The 20,333-nt window shown below is 66.2% G+C and carries 19 protein-coding genes; 8 read left to right on the forward strand and 11 right to left on the reverse strand.

From position 1 onward, the window contains the following. Positions 1–2 precede the first annotated feature (2 nt). From ACSQ9A_RS33670 to ACSQ9A_RS33700, 7 genes are all read right to left on the reverse strand, one after another. A complete protein-coding gene (locus ACSQ9A_RS33670; RefSeq protein WP_436294921.1) occupies positions 3–416 on the reverse strand; it encodes a VOC family protein in 414 nt (137 codons plus the stop codon). A gap of 60 nt (positions 417–476) precedes the next feature. After that, a complete protein-coding gene (locus ACSQ9A_RS33675) occupies positions 477–1,472 on the reverse strand; it encodes a 2-hydroxyacid dehydrogenase (protein WP_436307133.1) in 996 nt (331 codons plus the stop codon). 49 nt (positions 1,473–1,521) lie between these two features. After that, on the reverse strand, positions 1,522–2,580 hold the full coding sequence (locus ACSQ9A_RS33680) for a threonine ammonia-lyase (RefSeq protein WP_436307134.1): 1,059 nt from the start codon (positions 2,578–2,580) through the stop codon (positions 1,522–1,524). A gap of 80 nt (positions 2,581–2,660) precedes the next feature. Next, entirely contained in the window at positions 2,661–3,413 is a 753-nt protein-coding gene (locus ACSQ9A_RS33685; protein ID WP_436307135.1) for a LamB/YcsF family protein, read from the reverse strand. A gap of 43 nt (positions 3,414–3,456) precedes the next feature. Continuing rightward, the gene (locus ACSQ9A_RS33690; protein ID WP_436307754.1) at positions 3,457–4,446 is read right to left on the reverse strand and encodes a biotin-dependent carboxyltransferase family protein; all 990 of its coding nucleotides are present in this window, start codon (positions 4,444–4,446) and stop codon (positions 3,457–3,459) included. Positions 4,447–4,466: 20 nt separating this feature from the next. After that, the gene (gene pxpB / locus ACSQ9A_RS33695; RefSeq protein WP_436307136.1) at positions 4,467–5,207 is read right to left on the reverse strand and encodes a 5-oxoprolinase subunit PxpB; all 741 of its coding nucleotides are present in this window, start codon (positions 5,205–5,207) and stop codon (positions 4,467–4,469) included. 28 nt (positions 5,208–5,235) lie between these two features. Then, positions 5,236–6,423, reverse strand: a complete 1,188-nt coding sequence (locus tag ACSQ9A_RS33700; RefSeq protein WP_436307137.1) for a pyridoxal phosphate-dependent aminotransferase — start codon at positions 6,421–6,423, stop codon at positions 5,236–5,238. A 406-nt stretch (positions 6,424–6,829) separates the two neighbouring features. Here ACSQ9A_RS33700 and ACSQ9A_RS33705 point away from each other — a divergent pair, with 406 nt between their 5' ends. The 8 genes from ACSQ9A_RS33705 (at position 6,830) to ACSQ9A_RS33740 (ending at position 15,736) form a co-directional block, all read left to right on the forward strand. Next, on the forward strand, positions 6,830–7,879 hold the full coding sequence (locus tag ACSQ9A_RS33705; protein WP_093110493.1) for an ABC transporter substrate-binding protein: 1,050 nt from the start codon (positions 6,830–6,832) through the stop codon (positions 7,877–7,879). Positions 7,880–7,889: 10 nt separating this feature from the next. Continuing rightward, positions 7,890–9,596 carry an ABC transporter permease subunit gene (locus ACSQ9A_RS33710; RefSeq protein ID WP_436307138.1) on the forward strand — a complete coding sequence of 569 codons (1,707 nt, stop codon included), beginning with the start codon at positions 7,890–7,892 and terminating at the stop codon, positions 9,594–9,596. A gap of 1 nt (position 9,597) precedes the next feature. Beyond that, complete coding sequence (locus ACSQ9A_RS33715; RefSeq protein ID WP_093110495.1) at positions 9,598–10,644, forward strand: ABC transporter ATP-binding protein; 1,047 nt, start codon at positions 9,598–9,600, stop codon at positions 10,642–10,644. Between the two features lie 55 nt (positions 10,645–10,699). Further along, positions 10,700–11,446, forward strand: a complete 747-nt coding sequence (locus ACSQ9A_RS33720) for a GntR family transcriptional regulator (RefSeq protein ID WP_093110496.1) — start codon at positions 10,700–10,702, stop codon at positions 11,444–11,446. 58 nt (positions 11,447–11,504) lie between these two features. Beyond that, positions 11,505–12,485, forward strand: a complete 981-nt coding sequence (locus ACSQ9A_RS33725; RefSeq protein WP_436307755.1) for a dihydrodipicolinate synthase family protein — start codon at positions 11,505–11,507, stop codon at positions 12,483–12,485. A gap of 14 nt (positions 12,486–12,499) precedes the next feature. Then, positions 12,500–13,966: an N-acyl-D-amino-acid deacylase family protein gene (locus ACSQ9A_RS33730; RefSeq protein ID WP_436307139.1), complete on the forward strand. Its 1,467-nt coding sequence runs from the start codon at positions 12,500–12,502 to the stop codon at positions 13,964–13,966. A 346-nt stretch (positions 13,967–14,312) separates the two neighbouring features. Continuing rightward, on the forward strand, positions 14,313–15,275 hold the full coding sequence (locus tag ACSQ9A_RS33735; RefSeq protein WP_436307140.1) for a hypothetical protein: 963 nt from the start codon (positions 14,313–14,315) through the stop codon (positions 15,273–15,275). A gap of 44 nt (positions 15,276–15,319) precedes the next feature. After that, the gene (locus ACSQ9A_RS33740; protein WP_436307141.1) at positions 15,320–15,736 is read left to right on the forward strand and encodes an MAPEG family protein; all 417 of its coding nucleotides are present in this window, start codon (positions 15,320–15,322) and stop codon (positions 15,734–15,736) included. Here the strand turns inward: ACSQ9A_RS33740 and ACSQ9A_RS33745 are convergent. The 4 genes from ACSQ9A_RS33745 to ACSQ9A_RS33760 all read right to left on the reverse strand — a co-directional run bounded on the left by ACSQ9A_RS33745 (position 15,693) and on the right by ACSQ9A_RS33760 (position 20,322). After that, positions 15,693–16,706 carry an AraC family transcriptional regulator gene (locus ACSQ9A_RS33745; protein ID WP_436307142.1) on the reverse strand — a complete coding sequence of 338 codons (1,014 nt, stop codon included), beginning with the start codon at positions 16,704–16,706 and terminating at the stop codon, positions 15,693–15,695. The genes ACSQ9A_RS33740 and ACSQ9A_RS33745 overlap by 44 nt on opposite strands. A gap of 165 nt (positions 16,707–16,871) precedes the next feature. After that, on the reverse strand, positions 16,872–17,717 hold the full coding sequence (locus ACSQ9A_RS33750; protein ID WP_436307143.1) for a ChbG/HpnK family deacetylase: 846 nt from the start codon (positions 17,715–17,717) through the stop codon (positions 16,872–16,874). Next, positions 17,714–19,279: a glycosyltransferase family 39 protein gene (locus tag ACSQ9A_RS33755; protein WP_436307144.1), complete on the reverse strand. Its 1,566-nt coding sequence runs from the start codon at positions 19,277–19,279 to the stop codon at positions 17,714–17,716. The genes ACSQ9A_RS33750 and ACSQ9A_RS33755 overlap by 4 nt, the downstream gene beginning before the upstream one ends. Further along, a complete protein-coding gene (locus ACSQ9A_RS33760; protein WP_436307145.1) occupies positions 19,276–20,322 on the reverse strand; it encodes a glycosyltransferase family 2 protein in 1,047 nt (348 codons plus the stop codon). The genes ACSQ9A_RS33755 and ACSQ9A_RS33760 overlap by 4 nt, the downstream gene beginning before the upstream one ends. Between the last annotated feature and the right edge of the window lie 11 nt (positions 20,323–20,333).

Below are 20,333 nucleotides of genomic sequence, written 5' to 3' on the forward strand. Positions count from 1 at the left end.
ACTCAGGTGGCGTAGACCGCTTCCAGGTCGCGAAACCCCTTGATCTCGATCGGATTGCCGAAGGGGTCGAGAAAGAACATCGTCCACTGCTCGCCGGGCTGGCCTTCAAAGCGCACCTGCGGCACCAGCACGAATTGCGTGCCTGCATTGACGAGGCGCTCGGCCATGGCCTTCCAGTCGGCCAGCGCCAGGATCAGTCCGAAGTGCGGCATGGGCACCAGCTTGTCGCCCACGTGCCCGGTGGCCGCGGTGGCGAAGGGCTGCCCCAGGTGCAGGGAGATCTGATGGCCGACGAAGTTGAAGTCGACCCAGGTGTCGGTGCTGCGGCCTTCCTGGCAGCCGAGCACGTTGCCGTAGAACTGCCGCGCGCGGTCCAGGTCGGTGACGTTGAAGGCGAAGTGGAAGATGGATTGCATGGGGTTGAGGTGTTGTGGATGTGTGATGAACAGGACAGGTTTGATGCCGAGTGCCGCGTCTCAGTACCCCTTGCCGAGGTCGACGACGCCGCTCAGCGTCGGGCTCTCGAGTCCGGCGCTGACCTTGGTTGCGATCTGGGCGATGGCCTCTCGCACCACCGTCTGCGCGGCAATGTGAGGTGTCAGGACGATCTCCGGGCGCCGCCAGAACGCATGGCCGGGCGGCAGGGGTTCCTCTTGCGTGACGTCCAGCGTCGCGCCCGCCAGATGCCCCTCGTCGATGAGGCGCAACAGATCCTCCTCGACCAGATGCGCGCCACGAGCCACATTGATCAGATAGCCACCCGGCTTCAGCTGCGAGAGCGATGCGTGCGACAGGATGCCCTGCGTGGCGGGTGTCAGCGGCAGCATGCACACGAGGATGCGGGTCTCCGACAGGAAGCGATCGAACTCGTCGGCGCCCGACAGGCAGGTGACGCCGTCGATCGTCTTGGGGGACTGGCTCCAGCCGAACACCGGGAAATCGAACTGCGCCAGGCTCCAGGCGACCCGCTTCCCGAGCGCCCCAAGGCCCATGACGCCGACCGGGAAATCGCTGCGGATCGGCGGCTTGCGGGGTGCCCATGCACCGGAGGCTGCACTGAGCTCGTACCGATCGAACTCACGGAAGTGGCGCAGTATCGCGTGGCTGACGTACTCGGCCATCTGCACGGCCATGCCACCGTCTTCAATGCGCACGATACGAGCCTGCGGCGGAAGCCGGAGTTTCATCAGCGCGTCGACGCCCGCACCCATGTTGAAGATGATCCGCAGGCGCGGATGGGCGTCCATGAACGCCTGCGTGGGCGACCACACGATGGCGCATTCGGCCTGCTCGTCAGTGTGGGGCCAGGCGCTGATCGTGGCATGGGGCAGTGCGGCCCGCAGGCCGAGCTCCCAGGTGGTGGCTTCCGTGTGGCTGCAGCACAGCGCGATCCTGTCACGGACCTCCTGTGGTCCGGATGCGTCGCCTTGCGACGCGGTGGCAGCAGAAGAGGTGGAGAGGGATGCTTGCATGAAAAGGTTCGTGAAAGGGTTGATCGCGGGGTGCGATCGGTGGCGAATGTCAGGCGGCCACCGCCGCAGCGGATTTGAGACAGTTTGCGAGCATGGGCAGGTCGACGTTTCCGCCCGAGAGCACGATGACGCTGTCGCGCCCGCCCATCGACAAGTGACCGGCCAGCAGCGCCGCCAACGCGACCGCGCCACCGGGCTCGACCAGCATATGGAGTTCCTCGAGCGCGAAGCGCACGGCGACAGCCACTTCCAGGTCCGTCACGGCCACGGCCTTCTGCAGGAAACGCCGGTTGATCTCGAAAGGCAGTTCGGCCGGCGTGGCCGCCTGCAGCGCATCGCAAAAGGTCGCCGCGCCGGGCTCGTTCACCTCGCGCCGACCACTGGCGAGTGAGCGCACGGTGTCGTCGAAGCCCGCGGGCTCGGCGGCCACGAGACGCGTTGCAGGGCTCATCGTGTCGACGACCAGCCCACACCCGGCCAAGAGGCCGCCACCACCGCAAGGAGCGGCGAAGGTTCCCAGATGGCGCAGCGCATCGTCGGGCAGATCCTGGAGCGCTTCCAGCGCGACGGTGCCCTGCGCGGCGAGCACATCGGGATGGTCGCCCGGCGGAACGAGCGTGCCGCCCATCTCGGCCAGCAACTGCATGCCGATCGTTTCACGGCTCTCGCGACGGCGGTCGTAGTGCACGACTCGCGCACCCTGGTCCAGAGCACGGGCCACCTTGTTGCGTGGCGCGTCGATCGGCATCACGATGGTCGCGATCACCCCCAGCTGCCGAGCAGCCCAGGCGATGGCCTGGCCATGGTTGCCCGTCGAGTACGCGACGACGCCGCGCATGCGCTGCTCCTCCGAGAGGCCCAGCAGGGCATTGAAGGCGCCCCTTGCCTTGAAGGAGCCGGTGACCTGCAGGTTCTCGGCCTTGAGCCACACTGGCGCACCCGCGATCTCGTCGAGTCGGGCCGATCGCAGCAAGGGCGTGCGGCGAACATGTAACGCGATGGCGCGGCCGGCACGTTCGACGTCCTCGAAGGTAGGCACCCGCATGGCGCCGAACATTTCGTGCGTGATCGAAGGCGATGGACGGGTTCTGGTTTCTATCGTGCTCATGGGCATAGAGGCATGGGGTTACACAAGCGCGCGCACCGGTGATCGGGCGCGCGACATTCCGGACAAGGGCTTCGAGGCGCTCACGTCGCCGCGATGGCGATACCGTCGGCCAGTAGCGCAGCACGGATTTGCTCTGCGAAAACGACGGCGCCGGGCTGGTCGCCGTGGATGCAGAGCGTGTCGGCGGCGACCGGCACGTCCACACCGTTCACGGAACGCACGACACCGTCCAGCACCATGCGCCGGACCTGCGCAATGGCCTGTTCGACGTCCTCGATCATGGCGCCCGGCCTGGATCGCGGCGTCAGGGTGCCGTCGTCCTGGTAGCTGCGGTCCGCAAAGACTTCGAACCGGACCGTGAGCCCCTTGTCGCGCGCCGCCTGCGCAATGTTCTTGTTCGCCACGAAGAGCTGCAGCGCCGGATTGAAATCGAACACCGCCTGCGCCACCGCCTCGGCGAGTGCCGGCTGCTGCACGGTCATGTTGTAGAGGGCCCCGTGCGTCTTGACGTGATGCAGGGTTGCACCCTGGGACTGGGCAACGCCCTGGAGCGCACCGACCTGGTAGATGACCAGCGAATAGACCTCGCTCGGCGACATCTCCATCGCCCGTCGACCGAAGCCCTGGCGGTCGGGCAGGCCGGGATGGGCACCCAGCGCCACACCGTTGGCTATGGCGGCCCGCACTGTTTTTAGCATCGTGTCGGGGTCGCTCGCGTGAAAGCCGCAGGCGATGTTCGCGGAGGTCACGTGCGGGAGGATCCGGAGATCCTGTCCCATGACCCAGGGGCCGAAGCTCTCGCCCATGTCGCAGTTGATGTCGATGGATGGCATGAATGGATTCCTTGTGGGTGAAGCGGTTAGCGAGATGCAGCGGTCAGGTCAACGCCCGTCCGGCCGCCTCGCGCACCAACGCCAGTTGGTCTTCGACCAGCAGCCAGGCGTGCTCGGCGGCCTGCTGATCGATCGGGGTGAAGCGAATGGAGGCGCCGGGCAGCGCTTGAGCCAAGGCAGGCAGGTCGGCACTGGCGACATAGGCGATCTTGGGGTAGCCGCCCGCGCTCTGCCGGTCAGCCATCAGGACGATCGGCTGGCCGTTGGGAGGCACCTGCACCGTGCCGAAGCTCGTGGCCTCGGAGATCATCTCGAGCGGTCGCGACAGGACAATATCGGCCCCTTCGAGCCGGTAGCCCATCCGATCGGATTTCGAGGAAATCGTGAACGGCGTGCGCACGAACCGGTCGCGCGCTTCCTCCGAAAAATCCTGCCATTGCGGGCCCGGGATGAAGCGCAGGCCTTCGAGCGCCGCCGACGGCGGTTCCGCGTCGACGCATGCCGCCGTCACGAACGGCAAGCCGCTCTGCACCAGCGTGCGTTCCAGCGCCAGCGTGGGGTCGGCCCTGCGCGGGCGCGCCACGGGCACGCGGTCGTCCTTGCGCAACGCCCGCCCCTCGTGGCCGCCGAAAGCGCCCGGCCGATAGGTGCTGCGGCTGCCGAGCACCGGCGCCGTCGCGAAGCCGCCGCGCACCGCCAGGTACATGCGTGCGCCACGCGTGCGTTCACCGAACTCCAGCGTGACGCCACGGCGCAGTAGCACCGCGCAATTCATGGGAACCGACCGGCCCGCGGCCGTGATCCTGACGCGAGCGCCGCAGATGGCCAGCAGCATGTCGCAGGAAAACTGGACGCTGGGACCGGTCAGCGTGCACTCCAGCGTTGCCGCGTCGTCTTCATTGCCGACGAGCATGTTCGCCGTGCGATGCGACCACTCGTCCATCGCGCCGGTGACCGGCACGCCGAGGTGCTGATGCCCGACGCGCCCCTGATCCTGCAGAACCGAGAACATTCCAGGCCGCAACACCAGCATGTGCGCCACGGATGCCCGGGTCATGGCGGCCGCTCCTGCATCCGCTCCAGTTCGGACGCCGAGATCGGATAGAAGCGCACCCGCGCGCCCTGCGGCATCCTCGTGGGTGGGGTCTTCGTCACGTCGAACAGGTCCCAAGGCGTCCGTGCGATCACGTTCCAGCCCCCTGGCAGCGCCATCTGGTAAATGGAGGAGATGCCATTGGCGATGGCGACCGACCCCGCCTCCACGCGCAGGCGCGGCGTGCTGCGGCGAGGCACATTCAGCCGCGGGTCGAGGGGGCCGAAGAAGGGGTTGCCGGGCGCGAAAAAGTAGGCGTAGAGCGACAGCGGCGTTCCCGAATGCAGGGCGATGACCTCTTCGGCCGTCAGGCCGCAATGGCGGGCCACGTCGTCCAGGTCCGGACCGTAGTCGCCGCCGTAGCAGGCGGGAATCTCGATCACCTCCTCGTTGACCGGCAGCTCGGGAACGCGGCCTGCGAGGAGTTGCTCCACCAGGCGCGTCAATTGAGACGATGCCACGCCCTGCCGGCGATCGAACGCGAGTGGCCGGTAGTGCAACGCGACGGTAGTGAATGCGGGCACGACATCGACGACGCCGGGCAGTTGCGCCGACGACAGGTGTGCGGCCACCGCCTGCACGGTCCGGCTGGTGTCGGCGCCGACGCGGTCGCCCAGGCGCACCTGCAGGCAGCGGTCGCCCACGGGTTCGATCCGCCATCCCGAGATGGAAAGCGACGGTGTCTTGGAAGAAGTTCTCATGATGTCTGTGGCTGTGCAGCGCCCTCGCTCAGGCCTGAACCAGTCGGCCGCAGGCAGTGACGATGCGTTCGCAAGCCGTCTGCAAGCGGTCCTCCGACACCGCATAGGCGAAACGCAGGTAAGAAGCCAGGCCGAATGCAGAGCCCGGGACGCACGCCACGCCCGCGCTGTGCAGCAGATAGTGGGCGAGGTCGGCATCGCTGTCGATGGTTCGACCCTCCGGCGTGCGCATTCTGATGGCGCCAGCGCAGTCGGCGCACAGGTAGAAGGCCGCCGGCGGTGTATCGACCCGCAGCATCGGACTGGCGGCCGCCAGCAGCTCGACCGCCAGATCGCGCCGCCCACGCAACCGGCTGCGCCATGTGTCCAGAAAATCCCTCGGCCCCTCGAGTGCGGCCGTTGCCGCGACCTGGCTGACCGCGCTCGGATTGCTGGTGCTCTGAGACTGGAGGAGCTCCAGTGCCTTGATCAGCCATGCAGGCCCGCCCGCATAGCCCAACCGCCACCCCGTCATCGCGAAGGCCTTGGACACGCCGTTGACGGTCAGTGTCCGATCGATCATGTCGGGCGAGGCCTGCGCAAACGACTGAAAGACGCCATCGAACACGATCTCTTCGTAGATGTCGTCGGAAATCACCAGCACCCGTGGATGGCCGCGCAACACGTCCGCCAGCGCGCGCAATTCATCGGCCGTGTAGAGCGCACCCGATGGATTGCACGGTGAATTGAGCACGAGCCATCGGGTGCGCGGCGTGATCGCGCCCGACAGCATCTTCGGCGTCAACTTGAAACCGTTGGCGCTGCCCGTCGTCAGCACGACCGGCTCGCCGCCGGCGATGCGCACCATCTCCGAGTACGACACCCAATAGGGCGCAACCATGATGGCCTCATCGCCCGCATCGATGGTCGCCAGCATGGCGTTGAACAGGAGCTGCTTGGCGCCGGTTGCGGCCATCACCTGCGTGCTGTCGTAGTGCAGGCCGTTGTCTTGGCGGAACTTGCGGACGATGGCCGCCTTGAGCTGCGGCGTGCCGCCCACGTTGGTGTAGCGGGTGTGCCCTTGCTGGATGCCGGCGATCGCGGCCTGTTGGATATGGAGCGGTGTGTCGAAGTCCAGTTCGCCTTCGCTCAGGCTGATGACGTCTCGGCCTTCAGCAAGCAGCCGGCGGGCGGCTTCGGCCATGGCGCCGGTGGCCGACGGCTTCGCCACAAGCATGCGTGCGGACAGGTGACTGTGAACGGACGGACCTGGAAATTCGTGGCGTGAGTTCATGGTAGCGGACGGAAACAAAGGCGACTCGAACGCACCAGGACTAGCGATCGACTTTGGTGCGCGCACAGCAAGACGGTGCACGAAATGCCAGGAGCCAGTCGTCAAACTGGCGCGCGGCAGCGCTCAAGTCGTCCTGACGCAGCGGCTGCCCTGCGCATGTCCAGAAGGCAAGCGCTCCTGCGTTTCCCTTGGATAGACATCTGCGTCGCATCCTGCATTTCGGTCTTCGGTTCTGGTTCATTTTTAAGTTTGGTATGCCATTGGCATGCAACATGCATGCCACGGAGCAGGCCCGGCAATCCGCACCGATTGCCGCCGTATTCGTAACCTGTACCAATCGGAGAGAGAGATGAAAAGTAAGTTGCTGACGATGGGCCGCATCGTGATCGCGACCGCGGTCCTGCTGGCTGGCGCCGCGCAAGCCGCCGAACTGAATTTCGCGAGTTGGGGTGGCGCCTACCAAGGCGCGATCCGCGACGCGTGGCTCAAGCCCTTCGCCAAGGAAACCGGCATCAAGGTGACCGAGGACACCGATCCGCAGGTCGCGAAGATCCGCGCCATGATCGACACCAAGACCGTCGCCTGGGACGTAGTCACGGAGAACAGCGCCCGCCTGACGCGCGGCATCAAGCTCGGTGTGTTCGAGAAGATCACGCCGGAAATGGTCGACCAGAAGCACGTCATTCCCGGCGCGCGCAACGAGTACGGAGTGCCCTCGGAGATCTTCTCGACGAACGTCGGCTTCTCGACCAAGGCATTCCCCGCGGGCAAGCCGCAGCCGGTCAGCTTCGCCGATTTCTGGGACGTCGTGAAATTCCCCGGCAAGCGCACGCTGCAGGACGATCCGTCCACCGTGATCGAGGCTGCACTCATCGCCGACGGCGTCGCGCCCGGGGATGTCTACAAGGTGCTGTCCACGCCCGCAGGCATCGACCGCGCGATGAAGCAGATCGAGAAGATCAAGCCGCACGTGGCCATGTGGTGGAAGAACGGCGCCGAGCCGGTCAACGCACTGGGCAGCGGCGAGGTGGTGATGGCGCTGGGCTGGAACGGCCGCTTCCAGGCCGGCATGGATTCGGGCCTTCCGATCCAGATGGGCTGGGGCAATGCGGTGGCGCAGGTCGGCTACTTCGCGCTGGTCAAGGGCGCACCGAACCGGGCCGAAGCCATCAAGCTGATGAACTACATCACCGCGCCGAAGAACCAGGCCGAGTTCAGCAAGTACATCGCCTACGGCCCGACGACCGAAGCGGCGTTCCCGCTGATCGACGACGCGCGCAAGCAGCGCCTGCCTTCGACGCCGGAACGCCTGAAGTCCGCGCTCTTCATGGATTCGGAGTTCTGGGACAAGAACGGCCCGGCCATCACCGAGCGCTACAACCAGATCCGCGCACGCTGACCCCTGCATCATGGCAAGCACCGCCCTTCCCCTTCCCCACGCCGCGACGCCGCCCGCGGCGATTCCCGCGCGGCGTGGCTGGAACCGCGCTGCGGTGTTCGCCGTGCTGCCGCTGCTGGTGTTCCTCCTGTTGGCCTTCGTCGGACCGATCGCGGGCTTGCTCAAGGAGGGTTTCCTTCGCGACGGCGCGCTCACGCTCGCCAACTACCACCATCTGCTAGACACGCCGATCTACCGGATCGTGCTGGGCAACACCTTCACCATCGCCGCCGCGGTGACCCTGTCGTGCATCGTGATGAGCTACCCGTTGGCCTACCTGATGGCCACGGTGCGACCGGGCGTCGCGCGGCTGCTGTTCTTCGCCGTCCTGCTGCCGTTCTGGTCGAGTGCGCTCGTGCGCACCTCGGCATGGATCGCGCTGCTGGGCAAGAACGGGCCGCTGAATACATTGCTCACGACTGTTGGCATCCTCGATGAGCCGATGGCGTTCCTCTACAACTTCACCGGCGTGATGATCGGGATGACGCACGTGCTGATGCCGTTCGTGGTCCTGCCGCTCTACGCCGCGTTCCGCGCCATGGACACCACGCTCGTGCAGGCCGCGCAGAGCCTCGGGGCGAGTTCGGTGGGCATCTTCCGCCACGTGGTACTGCCCTTGACCAGCCCGGGCGTGGTGGCCGGCGGCATCATCGTTTTCATGAACGCGGTGGGCTACTACATCACGCCGTCGCTCATGGGGGGGCCCGCCCAGCGCATGGTGGCGGAGCTAATTTCGCACAACATCTCGGAAGAGCTGAACTGGGGACTGGCGGCCGCACTGGCCGCCATCTTGCTGGCAACGGTGCTGCTGTCGCTGTGGGTGTTCAACCGCATGTTCGGTCTGGACAAACTCATCAGCGGCTCGACCGGCAAGGGCAGCAGCACGCCCACGGCAGGGCGCACGCCGGGGGGCCGCGTCGCCGTCGTTGCCGGACTCGCCTGTGCCGCGTTCCTGATCCTGCCGATCCTCGTGGTGATTCCCATGAGCTTCGGCACGACCGACTTTCCGGTGTTTCCACCGCCTCAATACGGACTGCGCTGGTACGCGAATTTCTTCGAGGATTCGAAGTGGATCGGCGCGTTGTGGTCGAGCGTGCGGGTGGGGTTGACGGTGACGGTGCTGGCCACCGTGCTCGGCACTGCGGCGGCGCTGGGTGTCCACAAGATGACCTCCGCCCGCAAAGGCTGGCTCGACGCGCTGTTCGTCATCCCGATGTCGGTGCCCGCCATCATCACGGCCGTCGCCCTGTTTTATTTGACAGCGCCTCTGGGCTGGGTCGCCAACTCGGTCGCGGTCATCATCGGCCACACGGTGCTGGCGTCCCCCTATGTCTACATCACCGTGCGCGCTGCATTGCGCAGCTTCGATTCCAGCCTCGAGTTGGCCGCACTCAGCCTCGGCGCGTCGTGGCCCGCGATGTTCCGGCTGGTCATGATGCCCGCCCTCTTGCCCAGCCTCATCGGCGGTGCCGTCTTCGCTTTCGTCACCTCGTTCGACGACGTGGTGATGGCGCTCTTCCTCACCACCATCCGCAACAGGACCCTGCCCAAGCTGATGTACGAGGGCCTGGCCCACGACTTCGACCCGACCGTGATTTCCGCCTCCTGCGTGTTGATCGCAGCCACCGCCCTCATCCTGATTGCCAACCTGCTTCTCGGCAGGAAGAAAGGAGATTGACATGCCATCCAACCACCAGACATCGGGGCACTCGCCTCTCGGACTCTCCATCCGTCCCGAACGCCAGGGCAAGGACGTCGCGCTCAGCGGCATCCGCAAGGTCTACAAGGATGTCGTCGCCCTGCCGGAGGTCAGCCTGGCCGTGGAGCGCGGCGAGTTCTGCACGCTGCTCGGTGCTTCCGGCTCGGGCAAGACGACCCTGCTGAAGATCATCGCCGGCTTCGAGGCGCCGGACGCCGGCAGCGTGCGCATTGCCGGCCGTGACGTGACCCGCATGCCCATCGCCGAGCGCAACATCGGCATGGTGTTCCAGAACTATGCGTTGTTTCCGCACATGTCTGTGTTCGACAACGTCTCCTTCGCGCTGCGCATGCGCCGCCTGAACCCGCACGACATCCGCCGCCGCGTCGCAGAGGCACTGGAGCTGGTCAGCATGGGCCCGCTCAGCGACCGCCTGCCTCGCGAACTCTCGGGCGGCCAGCAGCAGCGCGCGGCCCTGGCTCGCGCCCTGGTCTTCACGCCTGACATCCTGCTGATGGACGAGCCCCTCGGCGCGCTCGACAAGAACCTGCGCCAGGCGATTCAGTTGCAACTGAAGAAGCTCCACCACGACCTGGGGCTGACCGTCGTCTTCGTGACACACGACCAGGACGAGGCGATGAACCTGTCCGACCGGATCGTGATCATGGACCAGGGGCGCATCGTTCAGACCGGCGCGCCCGAAACGCTCTACCGCGCCCCGGACTCGGCTTTCGTTGCGGGTTTCCTTGGCGAGTGCAATTTCATCGACCAGACCAGCCGCACGCTCGCCGTGCGACCGGAAAACGTCCGCCTGGGCGCACAGCTCGGTGCCGATGACATCCGGCACGAAGGACGGGTCCTGACCTCGACTTTCTGCGGCCTTCACTGGAAGGTGTTCATCGAGTCCCTCGGCCGAACCGTGGTCGCCTATGCGCCCGCCGGCGTCACCGGCGCGGACCGTACGCCGGGCCAGTCCGTGGCGTGGGGATTTCGGGCCACGGATGCGATGGAGTTCGCCGCTGCGTGAGCGGCCGCAGCGCCTCCACCAGTTCCTCATTTCAACTCTTTCAGCTGAAACCAACATGATCTCGCTCACCAAGACAAGCCCGACGGTCGGTGCCTCCTCGGCGTCGGACGCAGAGTCGGATCTCGAAGCGCTTGAACCCAGCCTTACCGCCGCCGTCTCCGACACCGCCGACGGCGTCGATCTGGCGGGGGACGCCTACCGCATCTTGCTGGAGATGATTCAGCTCGGCCGTCTGCCGATGGACAAGCCGCTGCAGGAACGCACCCTGGCCGCGACCCTCGGCATCTCGCGGACACCGCTGCGCGAGGCGATGAGCCGGCTGATCGGCGGGGGCTTCGCCATCCGCACACCTCGAGGTCAATTGATGGTGCGCGAACCCACCCTGCGCCAATACCTCCAGATTCTCCAGATACGCGTGTTGCTCGAGGGTGAAACCGCGGCCGCCGCGGCCACACGGCTCGACGTTCAGCAAGCAAAGCAGATCCTGGCGCAAGTCCAGGCGCTCCTGGTCGCGCGAAACACCTCCAAGGAAGAGAACCACCGCATCGACAACCTGGTGCACGACACGATCGCCATGGCGAGCGGCAACCCGCTGATGGCCCAGACGGTTCACGATCTGCGCATCAAGGCGCGGTGTTTCGACCAGAACGCCGCCCCCGAGCGTTTTGCCCCGAGTTGCCAGGAGCACATGGCCATCCTGCAGGCCATCATCGATCGCGACCCCGACCAGGCCCGTGCCGCGATGCAACAGCACCTGGAAAACGCCCGAACAGGCCACGTGGCCCGCCACACCAGCATCTAGCCCGTCCGCAGCCTTGGCAAGCGCCTCTTCGGCAAGCCTGATCCTTCATCGCATATTCATGACATCCGACTCCCGCATTCACGCACGCTCTTCCGGTGTGTTCATCATTTCCGCCACGCCTTTCAGCGACGACGGCGCGCTCGACCTCCAAAGCACCGACACCCTCGTCGATTTCTACCTGGGCCACGGCGTCTCCGGCATGACGATCCTCGGCATGATGGGCGAGGCCCCGAAGCTGACCGAGGAAGAGTCGCTGACCTTCACCCGTCGCGTACTACAGCGCGTAGCGGGCCGGGTTCCGGTGGTCGTCGGCGTGAGCCACGCATCGAACCAGCACGTGGATCGCCTGGCCAAATCGGCCATGGACCTCGGCGCTGCCGGCGTGATGCTGGCCCCCGCACCCAACCTGAAGATCGATGACCAGGTTCATGGCTACTACGCCACCGTCGCGCGCATGCTTGGCGCCGACGTGCCGATCTGCCTGCAGGATTTTCCGCAGTCCACCGGCGTCTACACCTCGGTCGACGTCGTCAACCGGCTGGTCGACGAGTTTCCGCAAGTGGTGATGTTCAAGCACGAAGACCTGCCCGGCCTGCGCAAGCTGACGCAGATACGTTCGCAGGCAGAGTCCGCAGGCCGCCGCCGCATCAGTATCCTGGTCGGCAATGGCGGGCTGTTTTTGCCCCAGGAATTGCTGCGCGGCGCGGACGGTGCCATGACCGGATTCGCCTATCCCGAAATGCTCGTGCAGGTCTGCGCGCTGTTCGCGCAGGGCCGGCAGGAAGCGGCCGAGGATCTGTTCGACGCCTACCTTCCCTTGCTGCGGCACGAGTTTCAGTACGGCATCGGCCTCGCGCTGCGCAAGGAGACGCTGCGCCTGCGCGGCGCCATCCGCAGTGCGGCGGTCCGTAAACCCGGTCCGGTGCTCGATGCCACCGACCATGCCGAGCTGCGCAGACTGATCGGGCGCCTGCAGCGGCGGCTCGGCACATCCGCACCCCCGGTGCAAAGCGGCGTCGACGCCGCGCTGGCAGCTTGAAAGGAAGACGCAGAATGGAACTCACACTCTGCGTTTCAGGCGCCACCGTGGTCGACGGCAGCGGCCAACCGGGCTTCGTGATGGACGTGGGCATTGCCGGCGGTCGCATCGTCGCGATGGGCGATCTGTCGGACACGCCGGCACGCGAGCGCCTTGCGGCCGCCGGGCGGGTACTGGCGCCCGGCTTCATCGATGTACACACCCACGATGACCGCGCGCTGCTGACACCCGGCGCGATGACGGCCAAGCTCTCACAGGGCGTGACGACGGTGGTGACCGGCAACTGCGGCCTGAGCCTGGCGCCCAGCCGCATCCGCGGCGTCATTCCGCCGCCGCTCGATCTGATCGCAAACCACGAATGGCTCAGGTTTCCGGCATTCGCCAACTATCTGCGAGCGCTCGAGTCGGAAGGCACGGCCGTCAACGCGGTCTGCCTCGTGGGCCACCTGACGCTGCGAGCCAACGTGATGGACGACTTGGAGCGTGCCGCCACACCCGCCGAATGCACGGCGATGCAAACGCTGTTGGCCGATGCCTTGGACGCCGGAGCGTTCGGCCTGTCCACCGGCACCTTCTACCCACCAGCCCGACACGCCAGCACCGACGAGATCGTTGCTGTGGGCGAGCCACTGCGCGCCCACGGCGCGCTGTACGCGACCCACATGCGCAACGAGGCCGAGAAGGTCATCGATGCGCTGGACGAGACCTTCGAGATCGGCCGCCGCCTGGGCGTTCGGGTCCTGATCTCGCACCACAAGCTGGCGGGTGTCGCCAACCACGGTCGTTCCATCGAGACCTTGAAGCGCATCGCCGCCGCGATGGAGCATCAACCGGTGTCGCTGGATTGTTATCCATACAACGCCTCGTCCACCGTGCTGCGGCCGGAATTCGTGGCGCGCGCCTCGTCCGTGCTCGTCAGCTGGTCCGGCCCCCATCCCGAGCATGCAGGACGCACGCTGGCCGATATCGCTCGCGATCTGGGTTGCAGTGACGAGGAGGCCGCCGCCCGACTGATGCCGGCCGGCGCAATCTACTTCATGATGGATGAGACCGATGTGCGTCGCATCCTGGCGTTCCCCAAGACGCTGATCGGCTCCGACGGCATGCCGCACGACGAGCACCCACACCCGCGCCTCTGGGGCACCTTTCCCCGGGTGCTCGGCCACTATGCGCGTGAAGAACATCTGTTCAGCCTGGAGACGGCCGTCGCCAAGATGAGCGGCCTGACCGCCGAGGAACTGGGCTTGCCGGGCCGCGGCCGCATTGCCGTCGGTCACGCAGCCGACCTGGTTCTGCTCGACCCGCTCACCGTCGGCGATCGCGCCACGTTCGAACAGCCGCGCGAGCTGTCGTCGGGCATCGATCGCGTCTGGGTCAACGGGCGACTCGCCTTTGCCGACGGGTCGGTGCAAGACGAAAAGGCCGGCCAGGTCGTCCGGCGCACACCGATCGCGATGACACAGGAGACATGTCTGCAGTAGGCGCACGATCGCCCTAGGCGGCTCATACGGTTCTGGTGCAAAGATTGGTTCTGGTGCAAATCAAGCGTCTCCGTACGCCGTCACGCCGACCGAAGGCGGCTTTGCAGTACGAGAGCAGTCAATCACCTCTGGTCTGCGAATCACCGACCCGGCCAGGAAAGAGTCCTTCAGGACCGGCTCCTTCCCGGCGAACCCCGCCCGAGGGAGGACTGCGCGGCGAATCGCGTGTGCGCCGGTACGTGCATGCTCGGATCACCGGGCAAGATTTGCGGACGCGTGGCCCGACTTGATTCACGTCGCGCTTCGATCATTGACGCTCCTTCAACGAACATTGAAAGAGGCAATCATGCAAAGCGCCCCCTCCGCGACCCAGTACTCGAAGGTCATCGCGAATTCCAAACGCGTCCGCTGGGACATCGACAACGACGTCATCCGTCGCCGGCGATTCGATCTCGAGAAGACGTTCCTGCCGGCCGGCCTGTCACTGGTGAACGAGCTGGATTTCATGACGTCCGATGACCGGCGCCTGCTGAGCCAGGTGCAGGGTCGAAGCTACGCCTACATCTTCGGCCTGGTGGAGCGTTTCATCGGCGCCAAGGTGCTCGAGATCAGCCGGCAGCACGCGCTCGGCGACCAGGTGGCCCTGGAGGCCCTGGTCCGCATGGCCGACGAGGAGCTGAAGCACCAGGAGCTGTTCCGGCGCATGGAAACGATGATGGCCGCCGACATGCCGGCGGGATACGTGGCAACGGCCGAACCCAACGCCGTCGCGACAGCCGTGCTGAGCAAGAGCACCTGGTCGGTCCTTGCGCTGACACTGGACATCGAGCTCTTCACGTTGGCCCACTATCGCGCCAGCATCGAGCCGCAGGACGACCTGTGCGAGCTGTGGAAAGACGTCTTCCTGGCCCACTGGAAAGAGGAGTCGCAGCACGCGGTGCTGGACGAGCTCGAGTTCCTTCGCGAGGACGCGCGCCTGAACGCCGCCGAACGCGACGCGGCCGTCGGCGACCTGATCGACCTGGTCGTGGCGGTCGACGGCATTCTCCTGGCTCAGGCGCGCGCCGATGCGACCTACTTCGAGTCGATCGCGGGCAAGCGCTACGCCGATGCGCAACGCACCGCCATCGGCGAGGGGATCCTGAAGGCGTATCGCTGGCAGTACATCGTGTCGGGCGTGACGGAGCCGCGCTTCCAGAAGGTCCTCTTCCGCGTTCTCGATGACAGACAGGCTGCCCGGGTGACGGATGCGCTCCAGCCGCTGCTCTATGCGGTGCCCGCCCGATCGCCCGCGGTGCCCTGCAAGTAGGGCATCGCCATGCCCACCAGGGCATGCAAGTGGAGGCCGAGAACATGCTGCCCGAGCTGATGCTGCTGGGTTTCGCCGCCTGGACCCTGGTCCTCCTGCTCGCCACCGTGGGCGCCTACCGATTGAGCCGGGTCCTTCGTGGTCGGGCGGGAATGAGCGAATTCAGGGCCGACCATGTCGAGGGGCAGGACTGGTACCTGCGCTCGATGCGCGCACATGCGAACTGCGTCGAGAACCTGCCGGTTTTCGCCGTGCTGGTCTATGCATTGCGCACCTTCGGCATCGCCGATCCGACAGTGGATCCCCCGTGCGTCGTCATCCTGGCGGCGCGGATCCCCCAGTCGCTGGTCCACGTCTGCTTCGCCCAGACGGATCGAGTCGTGTCGGTGCGCTTCGCGTTCTTTCTTGTTCAGTTCCTCAGCTTCTGCGTGCTGATCGCACTGATCGTTTTCCGTCGTTGACCTCAGTCGGACTCTGGAGGCTGTTCTCGCGGCGCCAGGATGCCGGGGGCATGCCGAACTCGCGCTTGAAGGCGCGGCTGAAAGCGGCATCGGTTTCGTAGCCGACTTCCAGCGCGATATGCATCATGCTCAAGGCGTTGCGCCGCAGCAGGTTCGACGCGAGCGCCATGCGCCACTTGCCGAGATATTGGATAGGGGGCTGTCCGACATAGTGGGCAAATTTCTCGGCGAGAACCGAGCGCGATGTTCCGGCCTCGCGCGCAAGGCTTTCGAGCGTCCATGGATACGCCGGCTTCTCGTGCATGAGGGCGAGGCATTTGCCGACGACGCGATCACGCAAGCCCGCGAACCAACCGGTCTGGCCCTCGGACATCTGGGAGATGTACCGGCGCAATGTCTCGACCACCAGCACCTCGGACAACTTGGCCAGCACGCCTTCGCCACCGGGTTGCGTGGAAGTGGCCTCCGCCACCGCATAAACGAAGGAACGCTCCACCCAGTCGGTCTTTTCGTCCCTCCTGAGGCTGACCGTCAGCACTCTGGGCAGCGTTGCCAGGACCGGCCGACACAGGATGGGATCGCATGACAGATAGCCGCAGATGAAGCGGGTTGGCTCGCCGCCGCCGCCCAGCTGCAGTTCGTCGGGCCTCTCGCGCAACAGCGCTCGCACATCGAGCAGCGGCCCGGGCTCGTCCATCCCGGACGAGGCCATCGTGTGGGCATCGCCATGCGGAAACAGGATGATGTCGCCGGCTTGCAGGTGAAGCGGCGGCATGCCGTCGAGTTTCACGGTGCACGAACCGTCCACGAAGAGATGGTAGAAGAGCAGACGCTGGGATCCCGCGTTGACCTGCTTGGCCACCGCCTCCGCTTCCGGGGAAGCAAAACACCATGGTGCGGTGAATCTGGCGTTGAAGAAGATCGCGCTGTTGAACTGCAGGATCTTCAAGACCTCGGACAAGGCATCCATATCGACTTCGCCTCCGCAGGAGCGTCGCCATTTGACCACTTTCACCCGCGCTTCGCGGAGTCCAATTTCAACGAGCTCGGCATCGCGGCCCCGAGGTAGTTGGCGCCGACCGGCATGAAGACCACCAGCGCCCACAGAAAAACCGCGGCCTTGACGAGCTGCGCCCTATGCATGGACCGGATCGGCGGCACGCGACAAGTGCGAAAGAGGACGCAGGAACACGACCCCGGCCGCGGTCATCATCGGAAAGGCGATCGCGCTCAGCACCGCGTATTCGTTGCGCCGCGCCGGGCCGGCGGGAACCCAAGGCGCATCGCCGAGCGAGGGATGGCACACCAGCACGTCGCCCGTGCGGCAACAGTCGATCCACTGCCGCAGCCGCCCGCGGTAGACGTCGGAAGTGCCCGTGAAATCGTAGATGCCGAGCAAGGCGCGGCTGGTCGGGATGCCTCGGCGCGCCGCGAGCTCGAGCAGCCTCGCGCCGCCGAGCGCGAAGACGATGTCGGCCTTGGTCTTCGCGAAGCGTCGCGGTGCGGGCGGCGCCGTGCTGCGGACCCATGGCACCGCCGTGCCGTAGCGGCTCGCGATCTCCTCGGTCAGCACATCGCTCACCACCGGCAGTTGATGGACATGCCGGTGCCCGTCCACGAAGGCCGGCGGTCGGCCGAGCCCGTCTTCGAAGCGCGCCAGCTGGTCCCTGATCTCGGCCCGCACGGCCGAAGGGCGAAGCAGGCGCAGATGGCTTCGGACAATCAATCCGCCCAGCCCAGGCTCGGACTGCCGGCCTTCTGGCGGAGGGCTCAGATCGAGATGGAGTCCGACCTCGATGCAGGACGGCTCGATGCCGCGCAAGCCGCGCAGGCCCACGGCCCATGCGCCGCGGCGGACCATGCAGGAAGTTGCGGAAATCTTGTGTCGCCCCGCCAGTTCGAGCACAGCCGAGTTGATGCCCTCGGTCATGCCGAAGTCGTCGGCACAGACGCAAAGGTATCGAGGTGCATGTTCGGTCATTGCGGCGCGGCGACTCCGGGTTCGTCGAGGCAGCGCCGGTCGCGCGTTGCGCTTCCGGCAAATCGCCACACGGCCGCCTCCCTGCTCACGGCGACCAGGCGGGCCTGCGCCAGCCATGGGTGGGCCAGCACGGCGTTGGACGGCCCGATCAGCCAGGTGGCGCGAGGCACGCACAGCGCATCATGAAGACGGAAGGTGTCGACCAGCAGCGTCGACCCGCGTTCGGGCTCGAAGCGGGCGGCGTCGTGGAGTTCCTTGCGCCAATCGTCGCGCCGCTCCACGACGGCCGGCGTCCAGTCGGTCGCAACCATGACCGGTTGTCGCAGTGCCCAGTTGAAGGGCAGTTCGTAGTAGTAGGCATCGAGCATCAGCACCTGGTCGCCCGGCGCCACGGCAACACCTGCGGGAAGGCGCAGGCGATGGCCGGGCTGCACGACATACACACCCACGAAGGCGATGGATGCCAGGCAAAGAAGGCCGGACAGCGCGGCCGTCCAGCCCAAGGGCCGCGACAGCGGGCCCGGGCCCTTCATCGCGGCCGGCACGGCCCGCGCGATCAGGTGCGCCAACGGCGGCAAAGCGGGCAGCACATACCCGATCAGCTTGGAGCGCGGGATGGAAAAGAACAGGACGATGCAGACGCACCAGATCAGCATGAGCCAGTCCACGTCGGACAGCAGCGTCCTGCCGTCCCGCGCGCCGCGGCGGGCCAGCGCCAGCCAACCGATCCACGGCAGCGTCAGCCCCGCGATCACCGGCAGGTAGAACCAGAACGGGTGCTCGTTGTTGAAGCCCGAGGCGGCGAAGCGCCTGAAATGCTGCGTCACGACGAAGTAGTCGAAGAAGGCCGGATAGCGCATCTGCATCACCACGAACCAGGGGCCGGCGGTCGTCAGGAACAAGGCCCACCCGGGCGGCCAGGCCATCAGCCAGGCGGCACGGGTTCGGCGCGTTGCCACGCACCAGGCAAGGAAGACCGCGCCGGGCAGCACCATGCCGATCAGGCCCTTGGCGAGCACGCCGAGCGCTGCAAAGAAGAAGGCGCCGGCCAGCGCCCCGCGCCATGCCTCGCCCTGCGCCTTGGACAAGCTCGCATGCGCCGCCAGCAGCACAGCGGCGCTGATGCAGCCCGCCACCAGCATGTCGAGGTTGGCGAACTGCGCTGCGACATAAAAGAAGGGCATCGTGACCAGCACCAGCACGGAAAGCTTCGCGCTCGCCGCATCCGCCCAGCGGCGCAGGAACAGCAGCAGGCCGAGCGCCGCGACGGCCGCGCCGAGGATCGAAGGCAGCCGTGCCGGCCATTCGGAGGGGCCCAGCACCGCCATCGCCGCGGCGCCGATCCAGTAGAAGAGCGGCGGCTTGTGAAAGAAGGGTAAGCCGTCGAGCCGCGGCACCAGCCAGTCGCCGCTGCGCAGCATCTCGAAAGCCACGCCTGCGTAGCGCCCTTCGTCGGGCGCCATCAACGGCCGGAACCCGGCCGTGACCGCCAACCACAGGACGAAGGCCGCGAGGCCGGCAGCGGCGTGCAGAATGGCCTTGGAGTCACGGGACAGCCTCATGACTGCTGCCCGTCCAGGCCGTGGCCCAGATCCTTCTTCACCACGTAGAGCGGCCGTCCCTTCACTTCCTCGAAGATGCGCGCGACGTATTCGCCGACGATGCCGGTCGAGATCATCTGGATGCCGATGAAGAACATCAGGCTCACCACGATCGTCGTCCAGCCCGAGACGGCATTGCCTATCAGCAGGTGTTCGACGACCAGGTAGATGCCGTAGGCGAAAGCCGGTACGGCCAGCATGAGACCGACCACGCTGACCACCCGCAGGGGCCAGGTGGTGAACGAGGTCAACCCGTCGACGGCAAGATTGAACAGGCGCATCGCGTTGAAGTTGCTCTCTCCCTGCCCCCGCGGGCCGGGCGTGTAGGGCAACGCGACCGCATTGAAACCGACCCAGGCATACAGGCCTTTCATGAAGCGGGTGCGCTCCGGCAGGCTCAGCAAGGCGTCCACCACCTTGCGGTCCATCAGGCGGAAGTCTCCGGCGTCCCTGGGCAGTTCGAAGCGATGGGACGAATTCACCAGCTTGTAGAACAGGCTTGCGCCCCAGCGCTTGAGCCTGTGCTCGTCGCTGCGCTCCTGCCGCACCGTGTAGACCACGTCGGCGCCGCCCTGCCACCGGTCCAGCATGTCTGCAATCAGCGACGGCGAATGCTGCAAGTCGCCATCGAGCACGACGACGGCGTCGCCGCAGGCCGCCTCCAGCCCGGCGGTGAGCGCGGCTTCCTTGCCGAAGTTGCGCGACAGGCTGATGCACCGGAAGCCCGAGAGCTGGCACCAACCCTCGGCCACCGCGACCGTGCCGTCGGTGCTGCCATCGTCGACCACGATGATTTCCCAGGCCAGATGCGTGGCCCACAAGGCCTCTTCGAGCCTCGCAAGCAGTTCGTTGAGATTGCCTGCCTCGTTGAAACAGGGGATCACGCAGGAGATGCTGCGACCCGTCGGCACACGCACCCGGCGCTCGCCGCGCGCGGTGCTCTCGTCTTGCTGGGGACGCTCGATGTCGAGAATGTCCCCCGTCGTCTGCACGGGACCGTTCATGGCGCGTCTCC

The organism is Variovorax sp. LjRoot290 (assembly GCF_964253985.1).
GTDB lineage: Bacteria > Pseudomonadota > Gammaproteobacteria > Burkholderiales > Burkholderiaceae_C > Variovorax.

Bases quoted from the DNA above. Each gene is read 5' to 3' on its own strand.
- ACSQ9A_RS33670 (WP_436294921.1), bottom strand. From the start codon at position 416: ATGCAATCCATCTTCCACTTCGCCTTCAACGTCACCGACCTGGACCGC.
- ACSQ9A_RS33675 (WP_436307133.1), bottom strand. From the start codon at position 1,472: ATGCAAGCATCCCTCTCCACCTCTTCTGCTGCCACCGCGTCGCAAGGC.
- ACSQ9A_RS33680 (WP_436307134.1), bottom strand. From the start codon at position 2,580: ATGAGCACGATAGAAACCAGAACCCGTCCATCGCCTTCGATCACGCAC.
- ACSQ9A_RS33685 (WP_436307135.1), bottom strand. From the start codon at position 3,413: ATGCCATCCATCGACATCAACTGCGACATGGGCGAGAGCTTCGGCCCC.
- ACSQ9A_RS33690 (WP_436307754.1), bottom strand. From the start codon at position 4,446: ATGCTGGTGTTGCGGCCTGGAATGTTCTCGGTTCTGCAGGATCAGGGG.
- pxpB (WP_436307136.1), bottom strand. From the start codon at position 5,207: ATGAGAACTTCTTCCAAGACACCGTCGCTTTCCATCTCGGGATGGCGG.
- ACSQ9A_RS33700 (WP_436307137.1), bottom strand. From the start codon at position 6,423: ATGCTTGTGGCGAAGCCGTCGGCCACCGGCGCCATGGCCGAAGCCGCC.
- ACSQ9A_RS33705 (WP_093110493.1), top strand. From the start codon at position 6,830: ATGAAAAGTAAGTTGCTGACGATGGGCCGCATCGTGATCGCGACCGCG.
- ACSQ9A_RS33710 (WP_436307138.1), top strand. From the start codon at position 7,890: ATGGCAAGCACCGCCCTTCCCCTTCCCCACGCCGCGACGCCGCCCGCG.
- ACSQ9A_RS33715 (WP_093110495.1), top strand. From the start codon at position 9,598: ATGCCATCCAACCACCAGACATCGGGGCACTCGCCTCTCGGACTCTCC.
- ACSQ9A_RS33720 (WP_093110496.1), top strand. From the start codon at position 10,700: ATGATCTCGCTCACCAAGACAAGCCCGACGGTCGGTGCCTCCTCGGCG.
- ACSQ9A_RS33725 (WP_436307755.1), top strand. From the start codon at position 11,505: ATGACATCCGACTCCCGCATTCACGCACGCTCTTCCGGTGTGTTCATC.
- ACSQ9A_RS33730 (WP_436307139.1), top strand. From the start codon at position 12,500: ATGGAACTCACACTCTGCGTTTCAGGCGCCACCGTGGTCGACGGCAGC.
- ACSQ9A_RS33735 (WP_436307140.1), top strand. From the start codon at position 14,313: ATGCAAAGCGCCCCCTCCGCGACCCAGTACTCGAAGGTCATCGCGAAT.
- ACSQ9A_RS33740 (WP_436307141.1), top strand. From the start codon at position 15,320: ATGCTGCCCGAGCTGATGCTGCTGGGTTTCGCCGCCTGGACCCTGGTC.
- ACSQ9A_RS33745 (WP_436307142.1), bottom strand. From the start codon at position 16,706: ATGGATGCCTTGTCCGAGGTCTTGAAGATCCTGCAGTTCAACAGCGCG.
- ACSQ9A_RS33750 (WP_436307143.1), bottom strand. From the start codon at position 17,717: ATGACCGAACATGCACCTCGATACCTTTGCGTCTGTGCCGACGACTTC.
- ACSQ9A_RS33755 (WP_436307144.1), bottom strand. From the start codon at position 19,279: ATGAGGCTGTCCCGTGACTCCAAGGCCATTCTGCACGCCGCTGCCGGC.
- ACSQ9A_RS33760 (WP_436307145.1), bottom strand. From the start codon at position 20,322: ATGAACGGTCCCGTGCAGACGACGGGGGACATTCTCGACATCGAGCGT.